At 54.1% G+C, this 12,601-nt stretch carries 12 protein-coding genes; 2 read left to right on the top strand and 10 right to left on the bottom strand.

Translation table 11 applies throughout. The features are described 5' to 3' along the window. Positions 1-19: 19 nt before the first annotated feature. From CIC07_RS08080 to ahpC, 10 genes are all read right to left on the bottom strand, one after another. Positions 20-1,123 carry a Gfo/Idh/MocA family protein gene (locus CIC07_RS08080; RefSeq protein WP_076358316.1) on the bottom strand — a complete coding sequence of 368 codons (1,104 nt, stop codon included), beginning with the start codon at positions 1,121-1,123 and terminating at the stop codon, positions 20-22. 420 nt (positions 1,124-1,543) lie between these two features. Beyond that, complete coding sequence (locus tag CIC07_RS08075) at positions 1,544-2,851, bottom strand: glycosyl hydrolase family 18 protein (RefSeq protein ID WP_094248372.1); 1,308 nt, start codon at positions 2,849-2,851, stop codon at positions 1,544-1,546. Between the two features lie 201 nt (positions 2,852-3,052). Then, positions 3,053-3,202: a 50S ribosomal protein L33 gene (rpmG, locus tag CIC07_RS08070; RefSeq protein WP_021879594.1), complete on the bottom strand. Its 150-nt coding sequence runs from the start codon at positions 3,200-3,202 to the stop codon at positions 3,053-3,055. A 57-nt stretch (positions 3,203-3,259) separates the two neighbouring features. Continuing rightward, the gene (locus CIC07_RS08065) at positions 3,260-3,604 is read right to left on the bottom strand and encodes a DUF3024 domain-containing protein (RefSeq protein ID WP_076358318.1); all 345 of its coding nucleotides are present in this window, start codon (positions 3,602-3,604) and stop codon (positions 3,260-3,262) included. Between the two features lie 9 nt (positions 3,605-3,613). Continuing rightward, positions 3,614-3,883 carry a 30S ribosomal protein S14 gene (gene rpsN / locus CIC07_RS08060; protein ID WP_076358319.1) on the bottom strand — a complete coding sequence of 90 codons (270 nt, stop codon included), beginning with the start codon at positions 3,881-3,883 and terminating at the stop codon, positions 3,614-3,616. 115 nt (positions 3,884-3,998) lie between these two features. After that, positions 3,999-4,856, bottom strand: a complete 858-nt coding sequence (locus CIC07_RS08055) for an AAA family ATPase (RefSeq protein ID WP_076358320.1) — start codon at positions 4,854-4,856, stop codon at positions 3,999-4,001. Between the two features lie 25 nt (positions 4,857-4,881). Continuing rightward, a complete protein-coding gene (locus CIC07_RS08050) occupies positions 4,882-6,096 on the bottom strand; it encodes a GTP-binding protein (protein ID WP_076358321.1) in 1,215 nt (404 codons plus the stop codon). A 206-nt stretch (positions 6,097-6,302) separates the two neighbouring features. After that, the gene (locus CIC07_RS08045) at positions 6,303-7,781 is read right to left on the bottom strand and encodes a sensor domain-containing diguanylate cyclase (RefSeq protein ID WP_234993010.1); all 1,479 of its coding nucleotides are present in this window, start codon (positions 7,779-7,781) and stop codon (positions 6,303-6,305) included. Positions 7,782-8,103: 322 nt separating this feature from the next. Next, positions 8,104-9,633, bottom strand: a complete 1,530-nt coding sequence (gene ahpF / locus CIC07_RS08040; RefSeq protein ID WP_076358323.1) for an alkyl hydroperoxide reductase subunit F — start codon at positions 9,631-9,633, stop codon at positions 8,104-8,106. Positions 9,634-9,645: 12 nt separating this feature from the next. Further along, positions 9,646-10,209: an alkyl hydroperoxide reductase subunit C gene (ahpC, locus tag CIC07_RS08035; RefSeq protein ID WP_076358324.1), complete on the bottom strand. Its 564-nt coding sequence runs from the start codon at positions 10,207-10,209 to the stop codon at positions 9,646-9,648. 314 nt (positions 10,210-10,523) lie between these two features. On the opposite strand from ahpC, the gene CIC07_RS08030 reads away from it, so the two are divergent. Both CIC07_RS08030 and CIC07_RS08025 read left to right on the top strand, forming a co-directional pair. After that, a complete protein-coding gene (locus CIC07_RS08030) occupies positions 10,524-11,171 on the top strand; it encodes a TetR/AcrR family transcriptional regulator (RefSeq protein WP_076358325.1) in 648 nt (215 codons plus the stop codon). 18 nt (positions 11,172-11,189) lie between these two features. Continuing rightward, positions 11,190-12,377, top strand: a complete 1,188-nt coding sequence (locus CIC07_RS08025; protein ID WP_076358326.1) for a YhgE/Pip domain-containing protein — start codon at positions 11,190-11,192, stop codon at positions 12,375-12,377. Positions 12,378-12,601: the final 224 nt, after the last annotated feature.

Below are 12,601 nucleotides of genomic sequence, written 5' to 3'. Positions count from 1 at the left end.
ATCCGATATTAGGCTGCTGTCAAGAATCCAGCTCGCTTATGTAGACGTATCTTTCTTCCTTGATCGACTTTTCCGCGGCCAGCGCCACCAGCAAAGCATCGCGGCCGACCAGGCCTCCGGCGAACGGCTGCTCTCCTGTACGGACCGAGCGCAGGAACTCGAGCCGTTGCCGCTGGCTTCCCGTATGTCCTCCTCCCACCGAATCCGAATCGGTGTCGATGTCGAGGTGGACTCTCGTCGTGTCCGCCGGACCGAACAGATCCACCGTCTTGTCCTTCTTGACGATCATCTGTCCCCCGTTGCTCCCGAGAAGTCCGATCTCAAGCCCTTCATCCATCAGGTTTCTCGGCTTCAAATACATGCACAGTCCGAGATTCGCCTTGCTTCCGTTCTCGTATTCGACCGTGACCCAGGCATGGTCGACGATGGTAGTCGATGTGATCGTCCTCGGAGCGTAATGCGTGTAGGAGTTCGTAATGACATTGGGCTCCCCGTCCTTGATGACATGCTGGCCTCCGGAGGCGAATACCCTTCTCGGCCTGGAGCCGATCATCCAATTGAAGATATCGAAATGATGGCAGTCCTTCTCGACCAGCGCCCCGCCCGACTTCGCCTCATCGTAGAACCAGTCGACGGGCGGGAACGGATCCCGGAATTCCTTGCACCACATCATGGTCACTTCGCCGAGCGCGCCGGCTTCAAGCTCGCTGCGCAGCCTTCGATAGACATTGGAATAGCGGTAGGTCAGTCCGATTTGAAGGATGATTCCGGCAGCCTCCGACTCCCGGATGATGTCATCGCATTCAGAAAGCTTCGGCGCGACAGGCTTTTCCAGGAAGACATGCTTTCCCGACCGGATAAACGGAAGGGCCGTCTCATGGTGCATGTAATTGGGAACGGAAAGGACGACCGCGTCATAGGTATCCATCTTGTCCAGCAGTTCCCGGTAGTCCGACACGATTCCGGGCCGGTTGTTCCGGATCTCGGGCAGCACGCGGTTCAGATTGGATTCGCTCGGATCCGCGATCCAGACGATTTCGCATTCCTCGATCCGATCGAATCCCGTCGCATGGCCGGCGCCCATGTCCCCGACACCGATCAAAGCCAGCCGTATTTTCGCCATCTTTGAAATTACCCCCAAATATTCACTATTATTTGCGCCAAAATTTGTGTTCCTTTGGTAAAATATTAGTTCACATTTTCGTTTCCGTCAATAGTGCATTCCGGATTTTTTTGAAGGGATTGTTGCACAGCGACCGCTTTTTACGCTTAGGAAAACCGCCCCTCTCACCAAACCTAATATTTGCGGCAAAAATTGTCCATGTCATAATCAACCGACCTTTGATTTCAATCCTATCCGCTCTCTATATTCAGGTGATCAGCAGACTGCAAGGGCCGCAAAAAAGCAAGCCTCCCGTCCATTGTCGGACAGGAGGCTTGCTTGGAAGACGCAGCGGATTTATCCGCATACGATGGATTCATGGAGACGACCGAGCAGCGTGTTTCGATCCAGGCTCCTTCAACCGCTTCCGTTTTGCAAGGGTCATTCCAGTTCCTTCTTGATCACGTTCCATATTCCGCTGTCCATGAACGAGCGGCTCCAGGTAGCGACGCCTGCCAGCCCGTATTCGTTCGCTAACGCTACTCTGGCTTTGATGGAAGTACTGTCTTCCAGCCAAATCCGCTTCAATTGCCCGTCCTCCCGGTACTCCACGTAATTCTGTCCGGTTTTCCGGTCATAGGTGGGATTCAGCTTGCGAGCGGCCACCAGCTCGGCCGCCTTTTTCATTCCGAGCGCTTTGGAAGTGACCTTGCTCCCTCCCGAGCTCTTCGGCGTCTCTGTCCAGACACGAGTATAAAGAGGCATGCTGAGAACGATTTTGGACGGCGGAATGCCATCCTCGTCCAGCAGCCTTTCGACCGATCGCCTCACCCAGGACAGCGATGCGACCGAACCGGATTTCGGGCTGGAAGCCCAATGCTCGTCATAGGCCATCAGCATCATGAAGTCCACATAGGGGATCAAGGCCGGCCGGTCGAGGAACAAGGACCAGTATTCGCTGTCCGACTTCGGGGTGACATCGACGGAGACGACGAGGTTGCATTCGCGAAGAAGCGGCGACGCTTCCTTGATAAACTGGACGAAGTTTTCTCCATCGTCCGTTTTCACGTTTTCAAAATCAAAGTTGATTCCTTGCAGTCGATACGTTTCCGCGTATTGAAGCAGCTGCTGGATCATATGTTCCCGCGACTTTTTCGTCGACAATGCGATCGACGTCCGATTCGGCTCGAATCCGTTGCTGAACATCGCCCAGATCTGGAGATTGCGCTCCTTCGCCCACCGGACATAGTCCAGATCCGCTTTGCTGCTTATGTCTCCGGTTCCGTTGGAGAGCTCGAACCAGGTCGGACTCACCACATTGACCCCGTCCAGTTCCGGAAGCCGCTCCGGATCGGGGGATTTGCCGTAGACGGCTTCCCAAGTCATATTGACTTTGGCGTTCCCGGAGCTGAACGCTTGGCTGCCGGGGGCCGCGCCATTCGCTCCAACGCTGCCGCTTCCGGCAAGCGGGCCGACCGGGAAAATATCATCGCCGACCGCAGGGGAAGCGGACACAGGCGTCTGGGATGGCAGCTCCCTTCCGCCGGCAGCGTCGGCCAGGCTTGTCCGATCGCCGGCAAGAGCCTGTTCGGCCGCCGGACTCCTCCCGTGCAAGAGCGGCATTAGCTTGAACGGCATGACCGGCAGGGCGAGAAGATGGAACAAAATGATCGTGCATGTGGAAGAAAAGATGAAATACACGAGAAATAGACGGCTCAGCCTGCGCTTGGCCGCATGGTGATGATCCATCCTGCATCCCTCTCTAACTCTCTGATCCTTTCTTCCATTCTATGAACCTGTCCGGGTTCTCATGACGCTGGGACGCAAGAAGAAGCTTCGCCATCCCAAAAAAAAGACTTCCCCTCTCGATTGAAGAGGGAAAGTCCTACATTCGCCAGCTTGCTCGGACAGGCCGCGATAAGGCGTCGGCAGCTTCGTCCATCCGATTCCTTACCGCGTCTCCCGATGAAGCGTGACCTTCTTCAGACGCGGACAATATTTGCGGAGCTCGATCCGTTCCGGGTTGTTCCTTTTGTTTTTGGTCGTCGTATAATTGCGGTCCCCGGATTCCGTGCAGGCAAGCGTAACTGTGACTCTCATGTCCATTTTCCTCCTTGAATTTTCGATTCCGAATACTGCCCCAAAGAGCTCCCGCCCTCATTCTCTCCAAAACAAGCCATGCGGATCGAGCTCCACCTGCTCGAGCTGATGCTCAAAGTCGCCATGAAGAGGAATCATCGGGACCTCGCTCCAAGTTCCTTTTGCTTTCATGCATACCGCCCATTTGCCGTTCTTCAGCCGAAAATGCGCGATGTCCCTGCTGCGCCATCCCGATTCTGGCAGGGCGGGCCTCAGCTCGCTGAGCGTAAGGCCGTTCTCCTCCCAGCAATAGGCCAGCCGGATGTCGCGGGACATGCTGCCGGGAACTTTGAGCTGGATGTAGCCGTCCAGCAGCTTGCCGATCCGATACCGGCTGAGTTCATCCCGTTCAATGGCCGCCATGGCTCCGACTTACCAGCTGGCCTTTTTGACGCCTGGGATATGCCCCTTGTAAGCCAGCTCCCTGAAGGCGATTCGGGATACCTTGAACTTCCTGAGGTAGGCATGCGGCCTGCCGGTCATGGCGCAGCGGTTATGCAGCCGGGTCGGCGAAGAGTCGCGCGGCAGCTTCGCCAAAGCTTCGTAATTGCCCTCTTCCTTCAGCTTTTTCCGAAGCTCGGCATATTTTGCGACCAAAGCCTGCCGCTTGAGCTCTTTTGCGACCTTGGATTTCTTTGCCATGATCAATCTCCTTTAATCGTAAATTTTACTTATTATACCAGGGGATCCTCTAGAAGAAAAGACGATCATGCTCCCATGAAAGCGGCATGTTCACCCATCCAGCCATTGGAAGCCTTCATTTCCATCCGCCCCCGCGAAGCGAGCGCTCCTCGCCGTCTTCCTGCCGCTCAAGCAGCCTCGGCTTATACTCGGCATAGGAATCCTCAAGCATCGGCAGGGAGATCGACGCCTCCTCAATGATCGCCTTCCGCTTGGCTTTGAGCACGATTTGCTCCATATCGGCAAAGCTGCAGCCTTCCAGCAGCCGAGTGGCCGGCTCCAGCAGCTCTTCGCCGCCGGCGAACATGCCCATCAATTGGGTCAAATACGCCTCCCGCGAAGCTCGGTTCGGGTTGTCGTACCTCATCTTCGTATCGAAACGGCGCCAGATGGCATGGTCCAGATCCTTCTCCAGATTGGTGGCCGCCATGAAAACGCTGCTTCCGTCGAACTCGTCCAGGCACTGGAGGAGGGTGTTGACGACACGGGTCATCTCTTTCACTTCATCATTGTTTTCGCGGGTCCGGGCTATGGCATCGAACTCATCGAGAAACAGCACGCATGGGCTGGATCGCGCATGATCGAATATCTTCCGGAGATTCGTCGCCGTCTCGCCCAGATGGCTGTGGATGACGGAATCCAGCCGGACCAGAAGCAGAGGCATGTTCAGCCTTTGCGCCATGTAGAAGGCGGTCAGCGTCTTGCCCGTTCCCGGCGGGCCGAACATGACGATCTTGTTCGGAATAGGCACGTCATGCTCCTCGAATTTCTCCTTCATGTCCAGGATCCGGATGAATTCCTCCACAATGCGGTTGTTTTCGGCCTGTAGCACGATGCGCCTCACTTTGCGGGCGCAATCCTTCGATGAATAATAGGTAGCGATGTCTGTCCCCTTGGAACGGGGAAGCCTGCTCGCCGCTGCTGTCTTGCTCATGAAATGAACTCCTCTTACGGATGGATTAGACTCTGCTTGATTCGGCTTGGAACGACGGCAAAGGGTCCTTGAAATGGCGCCAGACGCTTTGCATTTCTTCTTCCGTGAGAAGCGCCCGGTCCAAGGAGCCGCAGATCCGCTCTTTGTCGAGGTCAATGCCGATGAACACGAGCTTGGTTACCCGGTCTCCCCATTGCTCATCCCAATCCGGCGATTTGGGGAAGTCGCTGCCGAAATAGGCATAACGCTCTTCCTCCGACAACGCCGCTACCCACAGTCCCGCAGGGGACAGCTGCCGGGAGACGCCGGCCTGGCTGAAGGATACGGCGGTATGGTTGCGGGTGGCGATCCACATGACGCCTTTGGAGCGGATCACTTCCTGAGGCCAGCTGGCGAGCTGCTGAAGCAGCCGCTCCGGATGGAAGGGGAGCTTCCGGGTGTAGACGAACGAACCGATTCCATACGCCTCCGTCTCCGGCGTATGCTCCTCCTTCAACAGCTCCTGGATCCAGCCCGCCGATTGGCTGGCTTTGTCGAAGTCGAACAGATGCGTGTTCAGGATGGCCTTCGGATCTACGTTTCCATAACTCGTCCGAATGATTTTCGCCGCAGGCTGCAGGCCCCGCAGCGCCTTCTCCAGCTTGTCGAGCTCCTCCGCGCCGACCATATCGCATTTGTTCAGAATCAGGACATCGCAAAATTCGATCTGGTCGGTCAGCAGGTGGACCACTCCCCGAGTATCATCGCCGCCCGCTTCCTGGCTGCGGTCCTTCAGCGATTCCCGGGTATTGAAATCCTGCCAGAAATGATAGGCGTCCACGACCGTCACCATGCAGTCCAGACGGGTGAGCTTGGACAAGTCGATATTCTGGTCCTCATCGACATACGTAAAGGTTTGGGCGACCGGAAGAGGCTCCCCGATCCCCGTCGATTCGATCAAGATGTAATCGAACCTCTGCTCCCTGGCAAGACGCTCGACCTCCTGCAGCAGATCGTCGCGCAGCGTGCAGCAGATGCAGCCGTTGGACATCTCCACGAGCTTTTCTTCCGTACGGCTCAGTCCTGCGCCGTCCCGGACCAGCTCCGCGTCGATGTTCACCTCGCTCAAATCGTTGACGATCACGGCGACCCTAAGGCCCTCCCGGTTGTTGAGCACATGATTCAGCACGGTCGTTTTCCCTGCGCCCAGATAACCGCTGAGCACGGTCACCGGTATTTTCTCCGCCATCTCCTGCGTCATTCCTCCAACTCCTTTATGGCTCCAAGGGCTTCATTGGATTTCTGAGAGTCACCCTTGATTGTAATAGTAATTATTACGATTAAAACCATCATACCTTCCGTTCCCTGGACCTGTCAAGCATGCCGGCCAAGGAAGTCAGGGAGGCGTATGCGGCCAATGCAAAAAAAGCCGGAGTCGTCCGGCTTTTTGTTTCCTATTCCTGCACCCTAGAGGACGGTCGTACGGTTTCTCCCGTTGGCTTTGGATTGATAAAGCGCCGTATCCGCCCTATGAATGAATTCCTTTGCCGAACCCCATTCCGGGCTGCAATGGGCGACCCCGACGGAAACCGTCAGCCGGCCTACAGGGTCAAATGCCGTCGCGGCAATCTCTTCGCGGATCCGCTCGGCCAGCAGCTCGGCCAGATGGACATCCGAGGTTCTGACAAGCACGCCGTATTCTTCGCCGCCATATCGGAATGCAACATCCCGAACTCCGGCAAGCGCGCGAATCTTGGATGCCAGCTCGATGAGCACCCGGTCGCCCATGACATGTCCGTACGTATCGTTGATCCGCTTGAAATGATCGACATCAAGCAGAATCAGCGAGAATCGAGTCCCCTCGTCGATCCATTCCGCGATCGTAAGATCGAACATTTTGCGGTTCCAGAGCCGGGTAAGTCCGTCCAGATGGGCTTCATCGGATAATACCTTCACATAATTGTCAAAGCTTTGCGCAAGCTGCTGAACCTCGTAAATGTACGTTCCGCGCAGCTTGGTCCTCACGGAAGGAACATGCCGCGAGGAGACAGCCGCTTCCTCCGATATTCTGGCGAGCTTATAGAGCGGAGATGAAATTTGTCTGGAAATCCACAACGCTGCGATCAGGATAAGAATGAACAACGGCAGCGCCTGGAGGATCATGGACTTTTCAAGCGTCCGGATAGGCTCGTCCAATATGGTTCTTGGGGTTTGGGATATAATTCCCCAACCGCTGTCAGGCTCATAGGCATACCCGGCGAAATAGCTCTCGCCATCGGCATTCTCGATCGTTTTGTAGCCGCTGTTGCCCGACTTGACCCGTTCGATGGCTTCATTGCCTTTCACGTATTCATTGATCTGGAATGGATTCGGATGGAAGATCAATCTGCCGTGCTTGTCCACGACGTAGACGTACGAGCCGTTGCCGTAGTAATGCTCGCTCAGCTGCCGGCTGAGCACATTATCCTCTTGAAGATAGATGGTGCCGCCGATAAAGCCCTCGTACTCTCCGTCCTTGTCGAATACAGGCGTCGAGATCAGCACAATAAGACGGCCGGATGCCCCTACATACGGATCGGAGATGAACGCCGTCCGCTCCGAAGCAGCCTGTCCGGAGGCGCTCGACGTCAGCTTCGTGCCGGCTCCGATGCCGACATTCGTCGGGCTGATGGCTTGGATCGTCTGATTGGCGTCGGCAAAAAACACGGAGTTGAAGTAGCGCCGGTTCGTTTGAAACCAAGTATCCAGCTCATTTTGATTGATCTTGTTCCGCCAGGATACCGCTGCCAGCGACACCAGGTTGCTGTGCATCAGATCGAGCAGCTCCTCGGTATTGGAAGCAAGCTTCTTGGCATATTGAGCGTTGTTTTGCAGGTAGCTCGAAGAAAGGGAGGCGCTGCTCGCGCGCACAGCCGCATAAACGCCGACGGATGCGGTAAGGAACATGGCACTGATCACCAGAAGGCTGAGTATATGGCGGAGTTTGATTTTTTTGTAGGGTCGCATAACCTTCAATATGAGCCTCTTTGCTGTCTAATTGGATGGAAACAAGTTCATGATGAACGGGATAGAGGAGAACCTGCCATCCCTCTTATTCATTGTATCTTATTCAAGCGTATTATCGGAAGCCGCGACGAGAATATGAATAACCATGGCGTTGGAGCAGCCATTACATTTCGATCATCGGCTTCCCGACAGCCATTATCCAACCCAAAAGCCGCCTAACTACCCATCGGGTAGTTAGGCGGCTTAATGAATGATAGAAGCATTAGTTGCGGATCAGATAGTCGAACGCGCCCAAAGCGGCATTTGCGCCCGATCCCATCGAAATGATGATCTGCTTGTACGGGCTGTTCGTGCAGTCGCCGGCAGCGAATACGCCCGGCAAGCTGGTAGCGCCGTGGTTGTTGACGACGATCTCGCCCATGCGGGTACGCTCGACGGCATCGCCGAGCCAATCCGTGTTCGGTACAAGTCCGATCTGGACGAATACGCCCTGCAGCTCGATATGCTTGACCTCGCCTGTTTCACGTTCGGTATACGAAACGCCGTTCAGCTTGTCCGTTCCGGTGAACTCTTTTGTCTGAACGTTCTTCAGCACCGTAACGTTGGGCAGGCTGTACAGCCGGTCTTGCAGCACGGCGTCCGCCTTCAGCTCCGAATTGTATTCGAGAACCGTCACATGGCTGACGATGCCTGCAAGGTCGATCGCCGCCTCGATGCCGGAGTTGCCTCCGCCGATGACCGCTACATGCTTGCCTGCGAACAGAGGACCGTCACAGTGCGGACAGTAGGCTACGCCCTTGTTCTTGAACTTTTCCTCGCCCGGCACGCCGACATTGCGCCAGCGGGCGCCCGTCGACAGGATGACGGTCTTGCTTTTCAGAACAGCGCCGTTTTCGAGCTCAAGCTCGATGTAGTCGCGCTTCTCCAGACGTTTGGCCCGTTGAAGCTTCATCACATCGACCTGGTACTCTTTGACATGCTCTTCAAGGCTTGCGGCGAGCTTCGGACCCTCGGTATATTTCACGCTGATGAAGTTCTCGATGCCTACCGTGTCCATGACTTGGCCGCCGAAGCGCTCCGCGACAATGCCGGTGCGGATGCCCTTGCGCGCCGCATAGATGGCGGCGCTGGCGCCGGCAGGACCGCCGCCGACGACAAGCACGTCGAACGGCTCCTTGTTGTCGAATTCCGATGCGTCCGGAGCTTCGACAATCTTGGAGAGGATCTCCTCGATCGTCATCCGGCCGCTTCCGAAGAATTCTCCATTCAAGAATACGGAAGGAACAGCCATGACCTCTCTGCTTTCCGCTTCTTCCTTGAAGGCGGAGCCGTCGATCATCGTATGCGAAATGCCCGGGTTGAGGATGCTCATCAGGTTCAGCGCCTGAACGACATCAGGGCAATTGTGGCAGCTGAGGCTGATGAACGACTCGAATTCGTAGCCGCCTTTGATGCCTTTGATCTGGTCGATCACGCTTTGCTCGACTTTCGGGGCTCGTCCGCTTACCTGCAGCAAAGCCAAGACGAAGGAAGTGAATTCGTGGCCCAAAGGAATGCCGGCAAACACGACGCCGGTCTCCTCTCCGATGCGATTGACGCTGAAGCTCGGCGTTCGGGTCAATTCGGCTTTCTCCACCGTAATCCTGGACGTCATGCCGACGATTTCATCCATGAGCTCCAGCATCTCTTTCGATACCGGATCGGATGCCGCGCTGACCTTGATCAGCACTTCGCCTTCCATAAGCTGAAGGTATTTGTTTAATTGTGACTTGATATCTTCGGTTAATACCATTCCAACAGCTCCTTAGATTTTGCCGACCAGATCAAGGCTAGGCTTGAGCGTCGCGCCGCCTTCTTGCCATTTGGCCGGGCATACTTCGCCTGGATTGCTGCGCACATATTGAGCGGCTTTGATTTTGTTGATCAGGGTGCTCGCATCGCGGCCGATGCCGCCGGCGTTGATTTCGACCGTCTGAATGACGCCGTCCGGATCGATGATGAACGTGCCGCGGTCAGCCAGGCCGTCCGCTTCGATCAATACGTCGAAGTTGCGGGAGATCGTATGGGAAGGATCGCCGATCATGATGTACTCAATCTTGCCGATCGTGTCGGTCGTGTCATGCCAAGCTTTATGGGTGAAGTGAGTATCCGTGGATACCGAGTAGACTTCAACGCCAAGCGATTTCAGCGTTTCGTATTGATCCTGCAGATCGCCGAGCTCAGTCGGGCATACGAACGTGAAGTCGGCAGGGTAGAAGCATACGACGCTCCATTTGCCTTTGAAGTCGGCATCGGAAACCTCGATGAACTTTCCTTTTTGAAAAGCGGATGCGTTGAACGGCTTGACTACAGTTCCAATTAGAGACATGAATGGTTCCTCCTGAGGATGATTATTTATTTGTAATTACTATAAACTAATAATAATTAACCGGAAATGACATGTCAAGTGTTTTGATGACTTTGTTCGACAAAATCTTGATTGTCGTAGGAAAAGCAGTTCGGGCCAGGCCGATTGAGTTCTAATGGCGATTTTCCCCGATAGAAAAGCTTCTCGCAGTTTCAGTTCTTTTCCCTCCTCATTCGCCCCCAATGAGTAATTACTCACTTTTTATTGACGAAAGGAATCGCCGAATGATATAACTGGATAATAAAAGTGATCACTCACTTTTTATGAGGTGGTGAATGATATTGATTCCGGCCCATTTGTTTCAGGAATTTCAATTGCCGCATTCCCCAAAACAAACCGAGAAACAGAAGCGGATTGCTGATGCCGCAATCAGACTGTTCGCCGAGAAAGGCTACTCCAACACATCGACAGCCGAAATCGCCAAAACGGCGAACGTATCCGAAGCGAGCATCTTCAAGCACTACGGAACAAAAGATAAGTTTTTGTTGTCCCTGATCATTCCCTACTTCAAAGAGATCTTCCCTTCTACAGCCGACGAGACGCTGAATAGAATGGTCAGCAGTTCGGACAGCTTTGAGGATTTCTTATTCTCCATGCTCAAGAATCGTTCGCAGTTCATTGCGGAGAATAAGGAGATCTTCCTGGTTCTCATAAAAGAACTCGTCTACAAAGAGGAACTCAAGAATGAATTCGTTTCTTATTTCTCGAGCTGCGTCACGCCACGCCTCATAAAAGCGATCGAGCTCTTCAAGGAACGCGATGAACTCGTTCCTGTCCCTGCGGAGCAAATCGTGAGGATGCTCTTCACTTTCGTCGGCGGATTTTTGATATCGCGCTATGCGCTGCTGAATGTGGAGTTCATTCCTGATGATGAGCTTAAAGATGCCGTCCGTTTCGTAATGGACGGGATCAGACAAAATTAGACTGGATGGTGGTCAACAATGAACCTATTCAAAAACAAGCTGGCGATTATGGCACCGATTATCGCTTTCTTGGTCATTTTCATTTTTTCCCTCACGCTTTTCCCTTCCGTCAAGGTCCAGCCCAAAAATCTGCCCATTGCCATTGTGAATGAGGATCAAGGCGTTGAAGCAGCGGGACAAACGATCCATATGGGGCAGACCATCATTGAGACGGTTAAGAAGTCGTCGTCATCGGCTTCCGGCGAAAGTCCCGCTGTAAAATGGGTGGAAGTAAAAAGCGCCGAGGAAGTGCGCGAAGGGCTCAACAACCAGAAGTATTACGGGGCGCTCGTCATTCCTCAAGACTTCAGCGCGAAGCAGGCATCGCTGCGCACGGCCGCTCCGGCTTCGCCGGAAGTTGAAATCTTCATCAACCAAGGCATGAATACGGCCGCATCCACTATGGCTGGGCAAATCCTGAATGGAATCGTGGACAATATCAACACCAATGTCCGTACCCAAGCACTGGAAGGTTTCAAATCTCAAGGATCGACGCTGACCGTTGAACAGGCCTCCAGCTTGGTGAACCCAATCACCAAAAAAGTGACCAATGTGAACGAAATCGGTACGAAGAGCGCCAACGGCAATGCGCCAATCTCCTTATTCCAGCCGCTGTGGATGGCATCCCTTGTATGCGCGGCGATTCTCTTTATGGTTGTAAGCAAGACCAGGACAACCAGCCGGGCGGAGAAATTCACCTTGGTCCTCATGCAGATTGTCATTGGTGCGGTCAGCGCGCTTGTCGTTGGATTCGGATTGACTTGGCTCGCTGAAAGCATGATCGGATTCCACATCCCGAGTTTCACGGATACCGCGCTGTTCCTGACGATCACGTTCTTCAGCTATTACCTGTTGATATCCGCCGTTGTGTCGTGGCTCGGCTTCAAGGGCATTCCCATTTTCGCTTTGCTGCTGTTCTTCGGCGCTCCGCTGCTCGCCTTGGCTCCGGAAATGATGTCCGCGTTCTATCATGACTATATCTACTCCTGGCTGCCGATGCGATTCATGGTGCAGGGACTGCGGGAGCTGTTCTTCTTCGGCAAAGGATTAAGCTGGAGCAGCAGCGTATCGACGCTTGTTTGGATCGGCTTGGCAAGCAGCGCTCTCCTGCTGTTATCAGCCCTGAAACCACAGAGAGGCCAGGAACTTCAAAACCAGAATGGATGACTATGAGCATGCGGATCGTTATGATTCGCATGTTTTTCTTCTTTTATGCCGGATACCTTTCTCCATATATAAGCCTTGACTTTGCCTCCTTTAATGAAGGCTCACCTTGACTGCCTGATTGATTTCGTTCCTTGCAGCCGCCCTCCGCGTTCATTGGTTACGCCGGGGTAACTATCCCACTTCAAAGTGCCTACTTACAAAAAGTGCGTAAAAATCCTAGAATG

The sequence above is a fragment of the Paenibacillus sp. RUD330 genome (assembly GCF_002243345.2).
GTDB lineage: Bacteria > Bacillota > Bacilli > Paenibacillales > Paenibacillaceae > Paenibacillus_O.
Note: the sequence above shows the minus strand (reverse complement) of the source record. Positions and strands in the feature narration are given on the sequence as shown.

What these genes read in the sequence shown, in the direction of transcription:
- ahpF (WP_076358323.1), bottom strand. Translation starts at nt 9,633, where the DNA reads ATGGTATTAACCGAAGATATCAAGTCACAATTAAACAAATACCTTCAG.
- CIC07_RS08045 (WP_234993010.1), bottom strand. Translation starts at nt 7,781, where the DNA reads ATGTTCCTTACCGCATCCGTCGGCGTTTATGCGGCTGTGCGCGCGAGC.
- CIC07_RS08055 (WP_076358320.1), bottom strand. Translation starts at nt 4,856, where the DNA reads ATGAGCAAGACAGCAGCGGCGAGCAGGCTTCCCCGTTCCAAGGGGACA.
- rpsN (WP_076358319.1), bottom strand. Translation starts at nt 3,883, where the DNA reads ATGGCAAAGAAATCCAAGGTCGCAAAAGAGCTCAAGCGGCAGGCTTTG.
- CIC07_RS08080 (WP_076358316.1), bottom strand. Translation starts at nt 1,123, where the DNA reads ATGGCGAAAATACGGCTGGCTTTGATCGGTGTCGGGGACATGGGCGCC.
- CIC07_RS08075 (WP_094248372.1), bottom strand. Translation starts at nt 2,851, where the DNA reads ATGGATCATCACCATGCGGCCAAGCGCAGGCTGAGCCGTCTATTTCTC.
- CIC07_RS08050 (WP_076358321.1), bottom strand. Translation starts at nt 6,096, where the DNA reads ATGACGCAGGAGATGGCGGAGAAAATACCGGTGACCGTGCTCAGCGGT.
- CIC07_RS08025 (WP_076358326.1), top strand. Translation starts at nt 11,190, where the DNA reads ATGAACCTATTCAAAAACAAGCTGGCGATTATGGCACCGATTATCGCT.
- CIC07_RS08030 (WP_076358325.1), top strand. Translation starts at nt 10,524, where the DNA reads ATGATATTGATTCCGGCCCATTTGTTTCAGGAATTTCAATTGCCGCAT.
- ahpC (WP_076358324.1), bottom strand. Translation starts at nt 10,209, where the DNA reads ATGTCTCTAATTGGAACTGTAGTCAAGCCGTTCAACGCATCCGCTTTT.
- rpmG (WP_021879594.1), bottom strand. Translation starts at nt 3,202, where the DNA reads ATGAGAGTCACAGTTACGCTTGCCTGCACGGAATCCGGGGACCGCAAT.
- CIC07_RS08065 (WP_076358318.1), bottom strand. Translation starts at nt 3,604, where the DNA reads ATGGCGGCCATTGAACGGGATGAACTCAGCCGGTATCGGATCGGCAAG.